Here is an 18,134-nt window from a genome sequence, read left to right on the forward strand (position 1 = left end):
CTTGCACCCCGTCGTCCACACCCGCCTGGGATCGGTTCGCGGCCGGCGAGACGAAGGCGGCATCGCCTCCTTCAAAGGCATCCCCTATGCCGCGCCCCCCGTCGGACCTCTGCGCTTTCGGCCGCCGCAGCCCGCCACGCCATGGAACGGCATACGTGACGCCGGCGGCTACGGCCCCACCGCGCCCAAGGCCCCCTACGCCGCGCCGTTCGACCAGCTCATCCCGGAAGTCGACAACCCCGGCGACGACTACCTGAACCTGAACATCTGGACCCCGGACCCCACCGGGTCCCGGCCGGTCATGGTCTTCATCCACGGCGGAGCCTTCGCCAACGGCTCCGGCTCGGTCCCCGGCTACGACGGCACCCGCTTCGCACGCGACGGCGTCGTCCTGGTCACCCTCAACTACCGGCTCGGCGCGGACGGCTTCCTGTACCTGGGCGACGGCGTCTCCAACCTGGGCCTGCTGGACCAGATCTCCGCCCTGGAGTGGGTCCGCGACAACATCGCCGCCTTCGGTGGCGACCCCGGCACGGTCACCGTCTTCGGCGAGTCCGCGGGCGCGATGAGCATCGGCGCGCTCCTGGCCGCCCCGCGCGCCGCCGGCCTCTTCCGCCGCGCCATCCTGCAGAGCGGCGCCGCCCACCACACCCTGGCCCCCGCCACCGCACAGCTCATCGGCAAGCGGCTGGCCGAGGTGCTCGACCTCCCGCCCACCCGAGCGGCCATCGCCGAGGCGCCTGCACAGGCGCTGGTCCAGGCCCAGCAGCAGCTGCGCGCCGCGATCTCCGCCGACCCCGACCCGGCCCGCTGGGGTGAGGCCGCCCTCAACCTGATGCCCTTCGAACCCGTGGTCGACGGGGACATCATCCCCAGCCCGCCCATCGACGCGATCACCGCCGGGGCGGGAGCCGACGTGGATGTGCTCATCGGCACCAACACCGACGAGTTCCGGCTCTTCCTCGTCCCCACCGGCGCACTCGACCTGATCCCGGAACAGGCACTGCACGCTGCCGCGGCGGCCTACGGCCTCGAACCGGACAGCCACGCCCTCCTCTCCGTCTACCGCACTCAACACCCCGACGCCGGTCCCGGCGACCTCCTGGCAGCGATCGCCACCGACTGGTTCTACCGCATCCCGGCCATCCGCCTCGCCGAGGCCCACGCCCGCCACGCGGCCGGGGCGACGCACCTCTACGAGTTCGTCTGGCAGCCGCCCACCTATAACGGCCGGCTCGGCGCCTGCCACGCCATCGAGCTCCCCTTCGTCTTCGACAACCTCGACAACCTCCACGGCCAGGGCTTCGCCGGCCTCATGGGCACCGAGCCCCCGCAGCAGTTGGCCGACTCGATGCACGCCGCCTGGACCGCCTTCGCCACCACCGGCGACCCCGGCTGGCCCGGGTACGAACCCCAGCACCGCACGACCATGCACTTCGACACCACGTCCCAGGTCGTCCACGACCCGCACAGCGAACGGCGCGAACTCTGGCAGGGCCGTCGCTGAACATCGTCGCCGCTCACCAACCTGCGACGAGCTCCTCCGCTCCGTGATCGGAACAGAGTGGCCCTGCACCAATTGGTCAGCCCGGTTGCGGTCGAAGCGTGTCCTACGCTGCCCTCGTGATCGCCAAGCTGCAGTGTGTGGTGTTGGATTGTGCCGACGTCGTCGAGCTGTCCCAGTTCTACCGGTCGCTTCTCGGCGGCGTGGTGAACGAGCCGGATCCGCGGTGGTCGCTCGGCGACGGCTGGGCCACGCTCCACACGGACGATGGCTTCGTGATGTGTTTTCAGCGGGTGGAAGACCATCAGCCACCGCGGTGGCCGGATCCCGCTCGGCCCCAGCAGTTCCATCTGGACCTGGGGGTCAACGACCTGGACCAGGCCCAGGAAGACGTCCTTGAGCTGGGCGCCACCCTGTTGGATGCGGGTGACGGAAGGCGGAGTTGGCGTATCCTCGCGGATCCGGCAGGACACCCGTTCTGTCTGGTCCGGGACTGACGTGCAACACCCGAGGGGACGCCTGTGACCGCTTGTGCTTGTTTTGCACAGGACGGGCCTGCCGTAGGGGGCAACTCAGGTACCGGTTGGGGACGGAGCCGACCAGGTCCGAGTCGTTGCCCGTGATCACGTCGTCGGCGCCATAGCGGGATAGCCGCGTTAGCCGACTTCTGGCCGCTCTACTCGTGGCCCGCCTCACAAAGGCAGCCAGCTGGGCCACCCCACGGGCGTGCCGCCCGGTTCGCACATGCTGTCCGGGTGGCCGGGCGACACGTACCACACTGCCAGCTCCGGCCAGAGCAGCATCGCACTGGCAAGGATCGTCAACACCAGCGGCAGCAAGAGGCGTCGGCCACCCGTCATCTTGCGCATCACAGCCCACAGCACGGTGGACACGGTCGCCACGCCGGTCGACGCGACCACCCAAGCAACGAGCTGGTAGGAGCCGTTGGTGCCGATGTCGCAGTTCGCCCAGGTACTGATCAACAGTAACGAAGCCACATACCCGGAACCCAGGAAGACCACCCACCCGATCAGCCAGGCGGCCGTGCTGTACTCCACGTTCTTTCCCACGGAGGAGCGCCGCTCCGTTGTCTCCACGCATTTGCCTTCCGCCGGGAATGGCGCGCCATAGGGACGGCCGACCATCAGCCGCCCCGTGCATGCGGCGCGTGATGCTACAACGCGCGCTGGCCACGAGAGAGATGATCTCGTGCGGCTGGTGTGATCACCGGCGTGGAGCCCTCTCGAATAACCCCGTCCACCGGGGTGAGCGCGCTCTGTCAGTCGCGGATGGAGACCGTCCAGGGCCTTGAGCGGCGGCTGCGTGCTCTGCGGCCGAGTGGGGGTGCGCTGTATGCCGGATGCGGGCTGATCGCCGCCGGTCACGCGCTCGCCTGTCTGAGGCTTGGGTGTTTTCGCGAGGTACAGGAGTCCATCAACCCGGCTTGATGGCCAAGTGAGGGTGCTGTCACTGTACGTAACGGTGTGACAGATCTGATGCGCCATCCGATGTGTGACTTGTGGGGAAGGTGAGCACAGTGATGCAGGTGATGCGAATCATGCGGCGGACATGTGACGACCTGTCCCTGATGCAACAGAAGAGCGAGCGTTCCTTACGTAGGGGCGCATGAGTACCGCGTACAGCCCAACTGCACCCGTGGAGGTTCCGAGTGCGACCGTTCACCCTCAACTACGCCTTGCCGAAAGCGTTTCCGACCTTGGTGACGCCGTATCGTTTCGACGAGTCGCGTCAGTTGAACGTGCTTCCCGATGGCCGCCCGGCGGTCAGTGACCCGGACCTGCTGCTGGCTGTCGGCACGACCACGTCCACCGCCGGTTCCCAGACGCACTTCGACGACTGACGCTCCGTAATCGAATGACCGTACTGATCCTCACGTCCGAGGAGGACGTGACCGCCGACATGGTGGTGGCCGAGCTGCACCGGATGGGGACGCCCGTCATGCGGCTGGACCCGGCCGACCTGCCCGACAAGGTAGTGCTGTCCGCTCACTACGCCCACGGCGACTTCGACGGGCACCTGTCTGTGAACGGACATGTGCTCAGCATGGGAGGCCTGCGCTCCGTATGGGTGCGCAGGCCCGGCGAACCGGCGGCGCACGCGACGCACCCCTCGCCGTGGCTGACCGCCGAGGCCCGTCAGGCCCTGTTCGGAATGCTCTTCTCCACCGCCACGCGGTGGATGAACCATCCGCGCAATGCCGACCGGGCCCGCCTGAAGCCCTGGCAGTTGAAGATTGCTCACCTCAGTGGCTTCGCGGTTCCGCCGACCGTCTTCACCACGGCGCCACGCCTGGCACGGCAGTTCGCGGAGGAGCACCAGGACGTGGTGGTGAAATCCGCCTCCGGGCCGCCTCCCGGTGACCCCGGCGTGGTCCTGCCCACCACCCTGATAGGCCCCGACGCGGACTTCTCGGCCGTCGCGGCCGGCCCCGCGTTGCTGCAGCGATACATACCCAAGCGCGCCGACATCCGTCTGACCTGTGTCGGCAACCGGCTGTTCGCCGCGCGGAAGACGGCCGAGCCGGGCCAGATCGACGGGCGCTACGGCGACACCGCGCACACCTGGGAGGCGATCCCGGTACCCGAACGCATCGGCCGGTCGGTGCACGAGTACCTCGCCCGCGCCGGACTGGCTTACGCCGCCTTCGACTTCGCCGTGGACGAGGAGGGCGCCTGGTGGTTCCTGGAGTGCAATCAGGGTGGCCAGTTCGGCTTCGTCGAGCTGGAGACCGGGCAGCCGGTGTCGGAGGCGGTCGCCCTCTGGCTGTCACAGCGCACAGCGGCCAGCCGTAGACCAGAGATCCAACTGTGAGGCGACCACGGCATGAGTGCAGCCACGACTCCACGCCGGGCGGCGTCCGGTCCCCGGCACTCCCGCGGAGGCGTACTCCTCCCGCCGCAAACGTCGCTACCTGCGACGACGCCAGATCAATCACACGATCCCCGAACGATCAACTCATCGAAGAACTCCCGGGCCGTGGCGACGAGGTTCCAGAAACGCGCCTGCACCTTCCACGGCACCGTCACCCTCGCCTCGATCAGACTCTGGCTCCGCCTCTGATCCGCCAGGCCGGCCTTAGTTGTCGAACCAGACCACCAGACGGACGTTCTCCGCCCCGTGCCGCTTGGCGAGTACGCCCATTACCGACCAGACGTCACCCCAGTCCTCACCCCAGTCCTCGTGACGCACGACCTGGCGTCGGGTGAGCGGCCTTCAGACGCGGACGAACCCGAAACCGACTCCATGCCGGCCCAGTCAGCCTCCTCCAATTCGGCCCAGCTGATCCACGACGGGCTGTGCGAGTCCTCCCGTTCCCACTCCGCCTGCCGCCTGTCATTGCCGTGCCGGCCTTGGTGCTGCTCGCACCAGGATTTTTCTGCTTTCGCCCGACCTGCCGCCTGCCGGAGCAAGCCCGTCGCGATCGACCATCCCGGGCCGTTCCGCCGACCGGGCCGGGACCCGACATGGCCATCGGGTGGGGGTTGATCAATAAGGTGATGTTTCCGCTTGTCGCATCGTGAATACTGTCCGGACTGCCGTCACGCTGGGGGGAACATGACCGTCACCAAGTTTCTGCGACCCGTCATCCACGCCGTGCTCCTGACCTCTGTCACGGCCTGCGCGGCGCCGTCCGTCCGGGACGTTTCGGCGAGCACCGCGACCAGCCCAGAGGCCGCGGAGACGCGTCGTTCGGCAGACCGTGAGCCGGTCGCCGCCGTCATGCCCGACGTCATCGGCGGCAACGCCGGGCGCGCGTACGAGCAGATGAGCTCCGAAATCGACCTGGTCTTCAAGGATGCGAGCGGACAGCGCCGTCCGGTGGACGACCCGGATGCGTGGAAGATCTGCAACTCACAGCCGGGCCCGAACCAGCAGATCACCGATTTCCCGGTGGTCTTCGAGGTGGTGAGAGTGTCGGAGAGCTGTAAGGACGCCATCTCCAGATGATGTGTCGGCGAACTCCAGTGATCCAGCGCGGTCTTGGGCGCCGCGGCGCATCGCAAGCCCGGTGGGTAGTGCGCTGCAAGGCGCTGAACGAACCCGCAACAAAGGCGCACGGCATCTGGGCTGGTCAGGACCGCCAGCCTCTTCAGTCGTGCTGATCAACACCCCGGCTGACCAGCAGACAGACAACTTTCCGCCGTGCGCGTCAGGGGATGCTGTAGGTGACGACGGCTCGGGCCGGGAAGCGGAAGCCGTCGTCGACCGTGGGCGAGCGCTCGACCATGACGTTGACGCTGGACCCGGTGACGCTTGTGGAGTGGTAGGTCCAGACGGGACCCCGTAGGGAAGAGCCGCACAGACCATCCGGGAGCTCGATCTCGTCCTCGGCGACCCCTTTGGTGCCGTACTCCTCGTCGAACAGTTGCTTTCCCTCCGGGAGGATTCCCGCACGGTTGAGGAAATCCGGGATCTGACCGCTTACGAAGGTGACTTCAGCGCTGCCGGTGCGAGTGAAGTAGCGGACGTCGGAGGCGCCGGCGGGTATCGGCGCACCGTCGACACGAATCACTCCCGGCAACTGCACTTCGCTTCCCGCGCATGCCCGTTCGTCGCCGAACGGGTCAAAGAAGTCGTCCCGGAACAGCCAAACGACCCCACCGGCCAACACTGCCAGGACGAGTGCAACGAGACCCAGGCACGACACCCTCCGCCGCAGCCCGGCCCCGCTGTCAGGCGTGCCGCTCACGTCGTCCGGAAACGGCGTCCCTCCCGGCTCCTCTGCCGTCCGGTCCCCGCGCCCCGTCTCCGAACCGGCTCTCCAGGAATCATGCATGAACGCCCCCTCCATCAGCCCTGCTTACGGGCTCGCAGAGCATATGCCAGTGATCAACCGCACTGGCAGCGAAATATGGACTTCATCGAGGAGACACCGTGCCATGTCGTGCTCGAAGGAACTGTCCTCGGCTTTGAACGGCGCCGGCACCGATAGCCTCGGCCGCGTGATCGACGTGGAGGGGCCATTTGCTGGCCAGGGCGCATGCGGACAATCCCTTCCCCGCGCAGCTTCCTAAGCGCTGTCGTAAATGATCTACGACATACTGGTTGACCAGCGGTGCTTCACGATCATCCGGCGAGGGTGAGGTTGTGGAGGCGGGCGATGCCGGGCATGGCGTGGTGTACGCCTTCGCCTTTCAGGCGGCAGTCGCGGAGGATCTTCCAGGTCTTCATGCAGGCGAAGGCGTGTTCGACGCGGGCGCGGACTTTGCGGTGGGAGGCGTTGTGTTCCTCTTTCCACGCTGGTAGTTCGCTCTGGCCTTTCTCCCGGCGGTGCGGGATGACCAGGCCGGTGCCCCGGTAGCCGCCGTCAGCGATGACGATGGTCGTACCGACGGCGGCTTTCGCCCCGGGCAGTTCCCATGCCTTGCAGTCGTTGCGGTTGCCGGGCAGGGGCCGGCCGACGGTGACGACCAGGCGGGTGTCGGCGTCGATGACGACCTGGTGGTTGGTGGAGTACCGGTAGTTTTTCGACCGCTCGGCGATGGTGTGATCGCGAGTGGGCACCAGGGTTCCGTCCACGATCAGCACGGCGTCCTTGCGGAACCGCGTGCGCTGTTGGAGTGCGAGCGACGACCCGAGATGGTCGATGATGCGGTCCGCCGCCGACTTCGATACCCCGAACAGCGGTGCCAGCTGACGCAGCGTGAGGTTGGTGCGCCAGTATGCGGCGACCAGCAGGACCCGATCCTCCAGCGGCAGGCTCCACGGCCGGCCCTTGCGAACCGGGTCCGCGCCTTCGCGCCGCAACGCCGTGATCAGCTTGCCGAACTGTCGCGGGCTCAGTCCGCTGAACGGGGCTGTCCAGGAAGGCTCCGACGCCGTGATCGCACCGGTCACCGCATGATCATCCCGGTGCTGCCCGGTGCTGCCCGGTGCTGCCCGGTGCTGCCCGGTGCCGGCGGACTGGCTCAGACTGCGGCGCTCCCGTCAGGATTGGACGCGAAGGCCAGGATGTGAGGAACTGCCTCGCGAAGACTGACGAAGTGGCGATGCACGCCCTCCACCGCGACAGCGGCGTTCACACCCCACACCGTCATCCCGGCTCGCAGCCCGGACCGCACTCCGGACGGGGCGTCCTCGATGACCAGGCAGTCCCCCGGACTGGCACCGAGCTGCTCAGCTGCCCGCAGATAGGGAACGGGAGAGGGCTTGCCCTTCTCAACCGCGGCCGCGTCCACGATCACGCCCGGCACCGGCAAACCAGCCCATACCGCTCCGTCCAGGTTCCCCAGACCCGACGCTGGTTGCTCACCGCGTCGATCAGCGTGCCATCGACGTCGAACAGCACGTACTTCATGCGGCCCTGCCGCCCAGGTTCACTGGTCACGCGTCGATCATGCCAGGCAGCGGACAGGCCATTGCGGGACAGCTCTTAGAGGGCACGGCAGTCCGCCTGTCGCCGACAGCCGCCGCCGGCACGACCGTCCCGGGCGCCGGCGAACTCGCCCGCGTCATCGAGGACGTGCGCGCCGAGCAGCCGCCGTACGCCGTCGGCCGCGAGCGGGTACGCACCCGGATCGCACGCCGCCTCCAGGAGCAGGCCGAGCGGCGGTCGGGGCCGCGGCCGAACACCTGGACGCGGCGGATCGAGCGGGCGCGGGCGCTCACCGACCGGCTCGACACCGTATGGCCCACGGCCCGGCCCGAGGAAGTGCTCATCGTCCACCGCGGCGCGATGGACGCCGTGCTTCCCACGGCTCAGGCCCTGGCCCGCTGGATCGACGGCAATGGATACCGGTCCGCCGGATACCCGAGGGAGATCAACCTGGAGTGCCCGGACGACCGTGACGAGTGGGTGACCGAACTGCAGGCCCCGGTGGCCAAACCCTGATGCTTCAGGACATCTGCCCGGACGGGGCTCTCGCGGCCTGAGCGTCACGGTCGGGCAGATGACATCCAGATCAGTGCGACCATGCCGGTGACGATGACGGCGCAGATCTCCGCCTCAACGTCCGCCCACGTATGCGAGTTGCCCTTCCGCGGGTTCTGGCCCATGACACCGATCACGGCCTCGGCGCCTGTCCCGCCGGAGCAGCGTAGGCCGCGCCTGTCGGCTGCCTGCCATGAAGCCGCCGGGGGGCGAATCCGATTGCCCCCTTCACGGCAGGCAGGTCATCCTGCCGGGATGCGCTGCTCCGTCAACATCCCCAACTTCGGCGACTTCGCCGACCCCCGTAACGTCGCGACCGTAGCGGCTGCCGCCGAACTGGCAGGCTGGGACGGGCTCTTCGTCTGGGACCACGTACTGCACCGACGGCACCAGGGGCGCCCCTTCGGGGACCCCTGGATGCTGCTGACCGCCGCCGCGCTGGCGACCTCCCGGATCCGACTGGGCACCCTACTGACGCCGGTCCCTCGTTACCGCCCTCAGCAACTCGCCCGGCAAGTGGCCACCTTGGACCACCTCAGCGGGGGCCGGGTGATCTTCGCCGCGGGCCTGGGCGGGCCGGTCGAGGACGAATACCGCAGCTTCGGCGACACGGCCGAGCCGCCCATCCTCGCCGAGCGGCTGGACGAGGGACTGGAGCTGCTGGGGCGCTTCTGGTCCGGCGAGCCGGTGGACCACCACGGCCGGCACTACGAGGTCCGAGACGTGACGCTGGTGCCCGCCACCGTGCAGCGGCCCGGTCCGCCGGTGTGGATCGGTGGGTTCTGGCCGCGTCGTGCGCCCATGCGGCGGGCAGCGCGGTGGGACGGCGCGGTGCCGCTGTTCGAGACGGCCCGGCACGGCCATGTGCCGGATGCGGCGGAGGTCCGGGACCTGGTCGGGTACGTGCGCAAGCAGCGTGCGGCCGAGGCCGAGCGCCCCTTCGAGTTCGTGCTGGGCGGTGCCACGCCCCTGAACAAGGCCGAGGCCAAGGACGTGATCGGTCCGCTGCACGACGCCGGTGCCACCTGGTGGGACGAGCGGCAGATCCAGACCGGCCCCGACCTGGATCGTCTGGCCCCGGTGCTCCGCCGCATCGAGGCGGGCCCGCCGGTCATCTGATCAGCCGTACGCACCAGCCCCCCGGCGGCCTGCGCGCCGCCGCCCCGTGACGACCGGGCCGTGGCGACTGGGCCGGTGCCGGCTGCGGACACCCCGTCGGAGCCGCAGGCGGAGGCCCCGGCCGGGGGGAACCCCGGCCGGGAAGGGCGGGCCTTGTCCGGCCACCTTCACGAGGCGGCAGCGGTCAGGTACGTCAAGTACACCCCCTCCTCGCAGTCGGGCATCTTCCGCAGGGTCCAGCGGCCCTCGACGGTCGCGGAGGAGAAGTTCGACTCGGCGTCGTCCTCCTCCACTTCGCCGTCCTTCGGGGCGTATCCGGCTTTGGGGAGCCGCCTTTGCAGGAACGCCAGGGTGGCGTCGAAGCCGCCGCGTACGACGGTGGCGACGACGAGCCGGTCGCCGGTGCGGTGCTCCACCGAGGTCACGACCGCCCCGGAAGGCACCGGCAGGTTCGCCGGAAAGTCCTTGGGGAGCGGCAGGGAGGCGGCGGTGGGACATGTCCCGGGTGCGGCGTCCGCCGGTTGCCCGGCCGACGGAGGTGTTGCGCGCGGGGCCGTGAGCGGTGAGGCGCCCGCCGGCTCGGCGTGCCGCGGCGTCGGCGAGCATCCGGTGGCGGCGGCCACGCTGAGGACGGCGCCGATCAGTACGGCGGTCAGGGGCGAAGGCTTCACCTACCGGACTCCTCGGGGCTGGCTGCGAGTGCCGCCGACCACGGCGTCGTACGCGCCGTACAGCGTGTTGCCGGAGGACTGGCGGGCGATGGAGGCCAGCGCGTCGTAGCTCTGGGCGCCGCCGGTGGCGCAGGTGCCGGTGCAGCCGTCGGCGTAGGCGGCGAGCACGCGGCCCCGGGCGTCGACGGTGACGTCGTTGAAGTCGAGGAGATTGCGGTCCTTGCCGCAGGTCGTGCCGCCCGTACAGATCGATCCCTTCTGCACCGGGTCGGTGGGGGTGGCATCCACGGTGACCCAGGACTGGCCGCCGTCGTAGGTCGTGGCCACGTACAGGTGCCAGATGCCGTCGAAGGTGGCGGAGTCCTGGTAGTTGCCGCCCGTGGTGGTGCCCAGGAAGGCGAACGCGGCGCGATTGTCGTCGCCCGCCGTCACGGCCGGGAAGACGATGTTCTTCAGTCCGAGGGCGGCGCCGACGTTCTGGTCGTACAGCCACGTCTTGCCCTTGTCGTGGCTGACTGCGACACGCGCCGTGCCGTCGCTGTTCTGGTAGCCCATGTAGACGGTTCCGCCGGCCCCGACTCCCACGCTCGGATCGGAGTCACCGGGGGTGCTGGAGGGGTTGTCACGAACGGTCCACGTCAGCCCGTTGTCCTCGGAGACGGCCACGGCCTGATGTCCGCCGCAGCCCTTGTTGGGCACGTACACCGTGCCGTCGGGAGCGGCCTTCACGTGCCCGTGCAGGCCGCCGCAGTCCAGCAGCGAGTACATCGAGACGGCGGGCCCGTACGTCAGGCCGCCGTCCCGGCTGACCGCGCAGGAGGCGTCGGCGATGTCCTGCGAGCAGTAGTAGACGGCGTTCGGGTACGAGGTGATCGGGCCCGGCCCGCCTGAGGCGAAGGGGCCGCCCCCGATGGTCTGGTGGTCCACACCGGAGTTGATGCCCGAGCCGCCCGTCGGCGTCCACGTCTCGCCGTCGTCGTCCGTGTAGCAGGTCAGGGCGCTCTTGCCGGCGAGCTGCGACTCGAAGGTGCGGTGGGTGGCCGGGTCGGTGAACAGGATCGGGTCGAGACTGGTGGTGCTGCCCTGGGGACAGCCGTTGGCCGCGCGTGCGCTCTTGTCCTGCCAGGTGGCGGAGCCTGCGCTGTCGTAGGTGACCTTGAGCGTCGAGGTGTACGCCTGGAACATCGCGGCGCCACTGGCGCGGTCGACACCGATCGAGGGTTCACCGGCGTTGTGCGCGTCCGCGATGGAGTCGGGGGCCGAGGAGTTCCCGTACGTCGGCGGTACGGCCGTACTCGGCGGTGGGTCGGCCGGGTTGGCGACGAGGCTCGCGGTGCCGGTGAAGCTGTCGCCGAGCGGCGCGAACGGCACCACGCGCACGGTGTACGAAGCCGTCACCGCCGGAAGCAGCACGGTCTCGGGGTCGCTCGAGGAAGCCGAGGCGGCCACCTCCCGGCCGCCGGCGTCGAGGACGTACAGGTCGAAGTCGGCCGCGGAATTGGGCCACTTGACGTTGAGGCGCAGGCTGTGGCCGGCGTCGTAGCCCGCCGGCACGGACACGTCGAGGGCGTAGTCGTCGCACGCCTGCGGAGTTGAGCAGTTCACGGTCCCGGCGGTGCCGGTGGTGTTCGGGACGGTGAAGGGACCGGCGCTCCACGTGGTCGTGGGCGCGGTGTCGCTGACCGATCCGGAGGACGGAGTGGCGGCGTCGGCCGACACACTCGGCAGGCTGCCGACGACGAGCGTCAGCAACCCGACTACGACACGTCCCCGCGACCGCGGGTGGCGGCGGAGACGGAGTGCGAAGTGGAGAGCCACAGATACCTCGTGGGTTCGCGAGTCGGACGAAGGGCGGTGGTGCGTGGCGGAACGGGTGGTGTCTTCGTCTGCTCTACGGGGAGGCCGGCGACATCCGTCGCGACAAACGGAAGCTTTTTTCCAGCCGGGCCGGACGGCGCACACGGGACCGGCCGCGCTGAAGGTCCCGAAGTGGTGGTCAGCGGGGGACGTCACAGGGAAGGATGGCCGTCATGACGGATGAAGGCGTCTCCATCGACCCCACCAAGCCCAGCATCGCCCGCGTCTACGACTACCTGCTCGGCGGCAAGGACAACTACGCCGTCGACCGGGAGATCGGCGACGTGTTCAAACGTGACCTTCCCGGTTCGGTGGCCATCGCCTTCGCCAACCGCGCGGCCCTGACCCGGGCGGTCAGGGAGATCGTGACGACCACTGACGTACGGCAGTTCATCGATCTGGGAAGCGGTCTTCCCACCTCCGACAACGTCCACCAGGTCGCGCAGCGGCACGCTCCGGAGTCCCGGGTCGTGTACGTCGACATCGACCCCCAGGTGCTGGTCCACGGCCGTGCCCTGTTGGAGGAGAACGAGCGGACCCGGGTCGTCCCGGCCGACGTACGCAACCCCGAAGACGTGCGTAGTCACCCCGACACCCTGGAACTGATCGACTTCGATCGCCCCGTCGCCGTAATTTTCAGCGCCATCCTGCACCACGTGAACGACGAGGAAGACCCAGCCGGCATCGTCCGCTACTGGCGCGACCGCGTGCCCTCCGGGAGCTACTTCTTCGTCAGCCACTTCCGTTCCGGCCACAACCCGGAGACGACGGAGGCCGAGGCGGTCCTCCAGCAGACTTTCGGCCGCGGCCGCTGGCGCACCGACAAGGAGATCGAATCCCTGCTGGACGGCCTGGAGATCCTCGACCCCGGGGTCGTCCCCGCGTCCCTGTGGCGTCCTGACGCAGTCGACAACCCGTTCAACAGAAACGGCGAACGCGAGCTCACCGTCTGGGAGCGTCTCATCGCCGCCGGGCTGGCCCGGAAAGCCTAGAAGTCCCCCTAGGGGGTGGGGAGTTATCGGGTGAGGGCCGGGAAGTGGTGAGCCTCTGCACATCCCAGTGCCGGCTGGTGCCGGGGTTGCAGCGGGAAACGTGTGCCCAGGTGTGCGGGTGAACGGGCCCACACACGGAACGCTGCATCACGTCGAGCTGTGGGTGCCCAACCTCCACCGCGCGCTCGCTTCGCTCGGCTGGTTGCTTGAGACGTTGGGTTACGCCGTCCACCAGAGCTGGGACGGCGGCCGCAGTTGGCGGCTCGGGTCGACCTACCTGGTCGTCGAGCAGTCCCCGGCCCTCACTGCCGAACGGCACGACCGCTGTCGCCCGGGTCTGAACCACCTGGCTTTCCACGTCGAGGACTCGACCATGGTGGAGGAGCTGGCTGCCGACGCTGCTGAGCATGGCTGGCAGCTGATGTTCCCCGAGCAGCATCCCCACGCCGGCGGCAGACAGCACTACGCCGCCTACCTGGAGAACGATGACGGCTTCGAGGTCGAACTCGTCGCGATCCAGCCCGGATGAGTCAGCCCTTGGGAACGGATCGTGGCCGTGAGGCGGTCCCGGCGCGCGCAGGCTCTCGCGCGCCGGGAGCGCCTCACGGCCGAGGCCCCCGGACCTTGATCGGTGCGGGGGCCTCAGTCGTCCAACGTGCTGTGATGCCGGGTGTGGGTGGGGTGTTACGGGGTGGGTGTTTTCCAGATGCCTCGGCCGTGCGTGGCGACGTACACCTGGCTGCCGTCCGGGCTCGGCGAGAGGTAGACCGCCGGGGAGGTGGGCAGGTTGGTGCCCAGGCGCGCCCAGTGGCCTTCCGAGGTGCTGATGAACACGCCCAGGTCGGTGGCGACCACGAGGGTGCCGCCCTTGGTGACGAGCGCCGAGTTGGCCGGGGCGTCCGGGAAGGAGTCCGCGGCTGCCCGGTCGCCGCTGACGTCGGTCCAGGTCTTACCGCCGTCCGTGGTCTTCCAGACGTGGCCGTAGCCGGCGCCGGGCCCCTCGTTCCAGTGCCGTGAGAAGCCGTTGATCACCGCGTAGACCGTTGCGCCGGAGGCGTCGGACGGGTCGATGGTCAGGCTGGAGATGTAGCGGTTGGGGAAGGCGGCGGGAAGGTTCACCTGGTGCCAGGTGCCGCCGTAGTTGGTGGCGACGCCGCGCCCGAAGGTCTCGTTGACCGCGCCGCAGGGGCCGCACCAGGCCGCCCAGGTCACGTGGTTGCGGCTGGTGACCGCCGAGGCGGAGTGGCCGGCGCCCAGGTCGTACAGCTTGGTCCAGTCGGCTCCGGAGGTGCTCTTCCAGGTCTTGGTGTTGCCCCAGACGTACTGGCCGCCCGCGACCCACAGGCCGTTCTGGTCGGTCTCGTCCGCGCTGAACGGGGCGATGAAGCGTGCCCCGGGATCGCCGGGCGCGATGTCGGTGATCACGTCCTCGGAACCGTCGTCGCTCGCGGTGTAGCCACAGTTGTTCGTGATCTGCAGCGCCAGGTCCACGTACTCGCCGACCGTCTGGCAGCCGTTGGCCGGGTTGACCAGCTGGTCGCCGCCGTCACCGCCGAACGGGGAGACCATCTCGTCGTTCGGGTTGAGCTGCTGTCCCTGGTAGGTGGCACCCGTGGGGGCGAGCAGCGAGACGCCGTTGTCCTGCAGGCCGCCCCAGACCGCCTCGCCGCTTCCGTCGGTCATCCGGCCCGCGCGCACCGAGTAGTACTGGAGGTTGCGCAGCGTGCCCGATTCGTTGAGGTTGCGCCAGCCGGTGGTGGTCTGTGTGGTGGGGCGGGCATAGGCGCCGCCGTCGTTGCCGACGAACAGCTCCGGCGTACTGCCCTTCCACTGCGAGAAGGCGAGGGCGTGCTGGTCGGAGTGCATCACGTCGCCGTCGCAGGAGTTCGCGTCCGGGTCGTAGGAGAAGCAGGGCATCCCGAAGTCCCAGTAGCGGCCGATCGCCTTCCAGTTGGCGCCGCCGTTCCGGGACTCGAACATCTCCTCGAGGCCCAGGTACACGTGGTCCGGGTCGCTTGGATCGACCGCGATGACCTGGTCGTACCAGGCCTGGGAGCCGGGCTGGTAGCCGGTGCCGATCTCGTTGACCTTCATCGCCGAGCCGCTGGTCGACAGCGACGAGGAGGTCGCGATCTGCTTGAACGAGCCGTCGGCGTTGCCGCTCGGGCTGACGTACACACCGGCGAGGACCGAGTACACCCCGGCCCCCGAGGACTTGGTGAGGAGTTTGGGGGACTCCATCGAGACGTACAGCTTGCTGCCGTCGGCCGCGTAGGCGAAGGCGGCGTTGCCGATCTCGGCGGGGTTGATCGCACCGGTGGGGTTGGCGCGCTTCCAGGTGGTGCCGGCGTCGTCGGAGTAGTAGAAGCCGTTGTAGTCGGCGCCGCTGCGCCAGGCCACGTTGGCCAGCAGTTTGGTGCCGTCGCTCCCGGGCTGTACGGCGATGTCGTTGGCGATGTCCGCGTAGTGGCTGTCCACCCCGCAGCCGACGCCGCTGATGCCGACGCCCGCACACGGGGCGAGCACCTTGGTCCAGGCGGTGGACTGACCGGCCGACAGCGGGCGCCGGAAGACGCCGTGCGAGGAGGCCGCGAAGACGTACCCGGCGGCCTTGTCGAAGGTCACGGTGTGGATGGAGGCCGAGTCCAGCTCCGCACCGCCCACCTTGTCGCTCTGACTGAAGGTGCCGGTGACCGGGGTGGCGAGTCGGTAGACGCCGCTGCCCAGGTAGTTGTCGGAAGCCGTGGTCGCCTCGCCGGTGGCCAGCCACAGCGAGCCGTCGGGGGCGACGGAGAGGGCGCCCACGGACAGGGCGGGCAGCCGGTCGGCGATCGGCGTCCACGTTCTGCCGTTGTCGGTGGAGCGGAACACACCGCCGCCGGCGGCGCCCGCGTAGACCACGCCCTGGTGCGTCGGGTCGGTGGCGAGGGCGGCGATACGGCCCGCCGAGTGACCCGCACCGCCACCGGAGTTGGAGGCGGACCGGTCGCGGTAGTGCAGCGCGTCCTCGTTGTACGGCGAGGTGGTGACTTCGTTCCAACTGCCCGCCTTCACGGGCATGTTCTGGATGTGGGCCCAGGCGTCCGCGTAAGCGCCCGGCGCGATCTGGCCGCTGGGGGAGAGCCTCGGTTCGTTGAACGTGTCCAGGGACTCCATCAGCTCCTGGGACTCCTCGCCCGCCACCTCGTGGCGGCTGGCTCCCGTGTCGCTGACCGTCCCGTATGCGGAAAGGGATCCCGTCCCCGCTATCAGGAGTGCGGCGGCCGCGGCGGCGAGTGCCGCCCGCCCGCTGCTCGCCGCTCTGCGGCGCGGTCTGCGCTGTGCGGAATACACACGCATGCACTGTCTCCGGCTTCTTCGGCACAGGTCGTGGCCGCCCCTACGGCCGCACTGGATCTCCCACTGCCGAGCGCCGGAACCGTACTCCTGTACCACCCCTCAACCCCAGGGGTTTACAAACCCTTTAAAGCCTGACGAACGTAACAATTGTGAATAAGAGCCTCGTTCGCTGCTCCGTCTCCCGAAGTGACGGCATGCCTCATTACTGGAAGCGCAGCCAACCAGTTTTCTGTCACTCTGCGCCTGAGCGACCGCAGGCGGCGGCCGTCATGGTGTCGGCCGCCGCCTGGCGCAGGGGATTCAGGTTCAGATGTGTGGAGAGTGGCGTGGCGTCAGCTGATCGCGCTCCCCGCGACCCACTCGTTCCACGGCATGTTCCAGTCGCTGAGGCCGTTGTCCGCGGCCAGCTGGGTCTTGTCGTCGGAGTTCTTGACGATCACGACGTCACCGATCATCGAGTGGTCGAAGAACCACGCCGCGGGCAGCTTGCCGTTGCCGCCGCCCTTGACGTCCTTCAGGCCCACGCAGCCGTGGCTGGCGTTGACCTTGCCGAAGAACGAGTTGGGAGACCAGTAGTTGCCGTGGATGAACGTGCCCGAGTCGGACAGGCGCATGGCGTGCGGTACGGCCTTGATGTCGTACTCGGGCTTGCCGTTTTTCTTCGTGAGGCCGACGGACGCACCGGTCATGTGGATCTGCCGGAACTTCTCGGAGATGACCATCCGACCGTTGTACGTCGGGTGCTCGGGGCTGCCGGACGAGATCGGGATGGTCTTGATCGTCTTGCCGTTCCGCACGACGGTCATCAGCTTCGTCTTGGCGTCGACCGTGCTGATCTGACTCCGGCCGATCTTGAACGTGACCGTCTTGTGGGTGCCGTGGAGGTTGAGCTTGACGGTGACGGTGGAGCCGGGCTTCCAGTAGTTCTTGGGCCGGAAGTCCAGACGGTCGTTGTTGAACCAGTGACCGACCACCTGCTGGCCGCTGCTGGAGCTGACCTGGATCTTCGACTCCATGGCGGCCTTGTTGCCGATCGCATTGTCGAAGGTGACCGTGACCGGCATGCCGACGCCGACGGTCGAGCCGCTCTGGGGGGAGAGGTGCCCGATGAAGTCGTTGGCGGGGGAGACCGTGGTGATCGTGGCGTTCTGGGTGACGGAGCGGCCCTTGGCGTCCTCGGCCTCCGCGGCGACCTGATACTTGGTGGCCCGCTGCAGCTTGCCGTGCGACTTCCAGGACGTGCCGTGTGCGGACAGGGTGCCCGGAACCTCGGCACCGGTCGCGACGGCGGTCATGGTCACCTTGGTGAGCTTGCCATTACTGGCGGTCACCTTGACGGGGGCGTTGACCCCGACGTTGTAGGCGCCTTGCCTGGGCGTGATCTTGATTCGGGCGTCGGAAACGTCCGGGGTGGCCGCCCGGTCCGCCCGCGCCTGCGATTTCAGGTGAGCGCCGGCGCTGTTGTCGCTGGTGGCGGCGTTGCTGGTACCGGCGAGGGCCGTGAGTGCGAGCGCACCGCCGAGTGCGCCGGCCGTAGCCACCATGCCGGTGCGTCGTTTACGTGCCGTAATCAAACGTTTCTCCCATGCGACTGATCGTTGAATCCCTGGAGCTGATTGCCGAGAGGGCAGTCAGTCTCAAGAACCACTTATACGCACTAATCTGTCCCGATATGAACAAATTGTGGTGAAGGCCACGTGCGGGCGAGCGCGCCGCCGAGACTCACTCGACGGCCTGACAAGATCGCCTCGGCTGCGTAT

General features: G+C 68.7%; 15 protein-coding genes and 3 pseudogenes. 10 read left to right on the forward strand and 8 right to left on the reverse strand.

The window, feature by feature from the left end; all coding sequences use genetic code 11:
• Position 1: 1 nt before the first annotated feature.
• Both ACIQ9G_RS08465 and ACIQ9G_RS08470 read left to right on the forward strand, forming a co-directional pair.
• Positions 2 to 1,507 (forward strand): carboxylesterase/lipase family protein, encoded by a 1,506-nt coding sequence (locus ACIQ9G_RS08465; protein ID WP_403607550.1) that lies wholly within the window; start codon positions 2 to 4, stop codon positions 1,505 to 1,507.
• Positions 1,508 to 1,623: 116 nt separating this feature from the next.
• Positions 1,624 to 2,001, forward strand: coding sequence for a VOC family protein (locus ACIQ9G_RS08470; RefSeq protein WP_403607551.1), 378 nt, complete (start codon positions 1,624 to 1,626; stop codon positions 1,999 to 2,001).
• A gap of 195 nt (positions 2,002 to 2,196) precedes the next feature.
• Here the strand turns inward: ACIQ9G_RS08470 and ACIQ9G_RS08475 are convergent, their stop codons facing one another.
• The gene (locus ACIQ9G_RS08475) at positions 2,197 to 2,562 is read right to left on the reverse strand and encodes a hypothetical protein (protein WP_403607552.1); all 366 of its coding nucleotides are present in this window, start codon (positions 2,560 to 2,562) and stop codon (positions 2,197 to 2,199) included.
• Between the two features lie 611 nt (positions 2,563 to 3,173).
• On the opposite strand from ACIQ9G_RS08475, the gene tgmA reads away from it, so the two are divergent.
• From tgmA to ACIQ9G_RS08495, 4 genes and pseudogenes are all read left to right on the forward strand, one after another.
• Positions 3,174 to 3,365: a putative ATP-grasp-modified RiPP gene (gene tgmA / locus ACIQ9G_RS08480; RefSeq protein WP_403607553.1), complete on the forward strand. Its 192-nt coding sequence runs from the start codon at positions 3,174 to 3,176 to the stop codon at positions 3,363 to 3,365.
• 14 nt (positions 3,366 to 3,379) lie between these two features.
• Positions 3,380 to 4,336 (forward strand): ATP-grasp ribosomal peptide maturase, encoded by a 957-nt coding sequence (gene tgmB / locus ACIQ9G_RS08485; RefSeq protein ID WP_403607554.1) that lies wholly within the window; start codon positions 3,380 to 3,382, stop codon positions 4,334 to 4,336.
• Between the two features lie 22 nt (positions 4,337 to 4,358).
• Positions 4,359 to 4,585: pseudogene (locus ACIQ9G_RS08490) on the forward strand (IS5/IS1182 family transposase); the annotation flags it as partial.
• A gap of 495 nt (positions 4,586 to 5,080) precedes the next feature.
• Entirely contained in the window at positions 5,081 to 5,473 is a 393-nt protein-coding gene (locus ACIQ9G_RS08495; protein WP_403607555.1) for a hypothetical protein, read from the forward strand.
• Between the two features lie 202 nt (positions 5,474 to 5,675).
• Here ACIQ9G_RS08495 and ACIQ9G_RS08500 read toward each other — a convergent pair whose 3' ends face one another.
• The 3 genes and pseudogenes from ACIQ9G_RS08500 to ACIQ9G_RS08510 form a co-directional block, all read right to left on the reverse strand.
• The gene (locus ACIQ9G_RS08500; protein ID WP_403607556.1) at positions 5,676 to 6,317 is read right to left on the reverse strand and encodes a hypothetical protein; all 642 of its coding nucleotides are present in this window, start codon (positions 6,315 to 6,317) and stop codon (positions 5,676 to 5,678) included.
• A gap of 275 nt (positions 6,318 to 6,592) precedes the next feature.
• Positions 6,593 to 7,363: a transposase gene (locus ACIQ9G_RS08505; protein ID WP_403607557.1), complete on the reverse strand. Its 771-nt coding sequence runs from the start codon at positions 7,361 to 7,363 to the stop codon at positions 6,593 to 6,595.
• 71 nt (positions 7,364 to 7,434) lie between these two features.
• Positions 7,435 to 7,853 (reverse strand): annotated as a pseudogene (locus ACIQ9G_RS08510) (HAD family hydrolase).
• A 330-nt stretch (positions 7,854 to 8,183) separates the two neighbouring features.
• Between ACIQ9G_RS08510 and ACIQ9G_RS08515 the strand changes: the two are divergent.
• A pseudogene (locus ACIQ9G_RS08515) lies at positions 8,184 to 8,357 on the forward strand (MerR family transcriptional regulator); the annotation flags it as partial.
• 294 nt (positions 8,358 to 8,651) lie between these two features.
• Entirely contained in the window at positions 8,652 to 9,515 is an 864-nt protein-coding gene (locus ACIQ9G_RS08520; RefSeq protein ID WP_403607558.1) for an LLM class flavin-dependent oxidoreductase, read from the forward strand.
• A 167-nt stretch (positions 9,516 to 9,682) separates the two neighbouring features.
• Here ACIQ9G_RS08520 and ACIQ9G_RS08525 read toward each other — a convergent pair whose 3' ends face one another.
• Together ACIQ9G_RS08525 and ACIQ9G_RS08530 are read right to left on the reverse strand one after the other, a co-directional pair.
• Positions 9,683 to 10,186, reverse strand: coding sequence for a hypothetical protein (locus ACIQ9G_RS08525; RefSeq protein ID WP_403607559.1), 504 nt, complete (start codon positions 10,184 to 10,186; stop codon positions 9,683 to 9,685).
• Positions 10,187 to 11,938 carry a hypothetical protein gene (locus tag ACIQ9G_RS08530; protein WP_403607560.1) on the reverse strand — a complete coding sequence of 584 codons (1,752 nt, stop codon included), beginning with the start codon at positions 11,936 to 11,938 and terminating at the stop codon, positions 10,187 to 10,189.
• 278 nt (positions 11,939 to 12,216) lie between these two features.
• Here ACIQ9G_RS08530 and ACIQ9G_RS08535 point away from each other — a divergent pair, with 278 nt between their 5' ends.
• The gene (locus tag ACIQ9G_RS08535) at positions 12,217 to 13,035 is read left to right on the forward strand and encodes an SAM-dependent methyltransferase (RefSeq protein WP_403607561.1); all 819 of its coding nucleotides are present in this window, start codon (positions 12,217 to 12,219) and stop codon (positions 13,033 to 13,035) included.
• A 118-nt stretch (positions 13,036 to 13,153) separates the two neighbouring features.
• Complete coding sequence (locus tag ACIQ9G_RS08540; RefSeq protein ID WP_403607562.1) at positions 13,154 to 13,564, forward strand: VOC family protein; 411 nt, start codon at positions 13,154 to 13,156, stop codon at positions 13,562 to 13,564.
• A gap of 155 nt (positions 13,565 to 13,719) precedes the next feature.
• Here ACIQ9G_RS08540 and ACIQ9G_RS08545 read toward each other — a convergent pair whose 3' ends face one another.
• Positions 13,720 to 16,374, reverse strand: a complete 2,655-nt coding sequence (locus ACIQ9G_RS08545; protein WP_403607563.1) for a WD40/YVTN/BNR-like repeat-containing protein — start codon at positions 16,372 to 16,374, stop codon at positions 13,720 to 13,722.
• Positions 16,375 to 16,706: 332 nt separating this feature from the next.
• Positions 16,707 to 17,918: an Ig-like domain-containing protein gene (locus ACIQ9G_RS08550; protein ID WP_403607564.1), complete on the reverse strand. Its 1,212-nt coding sequence runs from the start codon at positions 17,916 to 17,918 to the stop codon at positions 16,707 to 16,709.
• Positions 17,919 to 18,134: the final 216 nt, after the last annotated feature.

The organism is Streptomyces sp. NPDC096152, from assembly GCF_044763235.1.
Classification (GTDB): domain Bacteria; phylum Actinomycetota; class Actinomycetes; order Streptomycetales; family Streptomycetaceae; genus Streptomyces.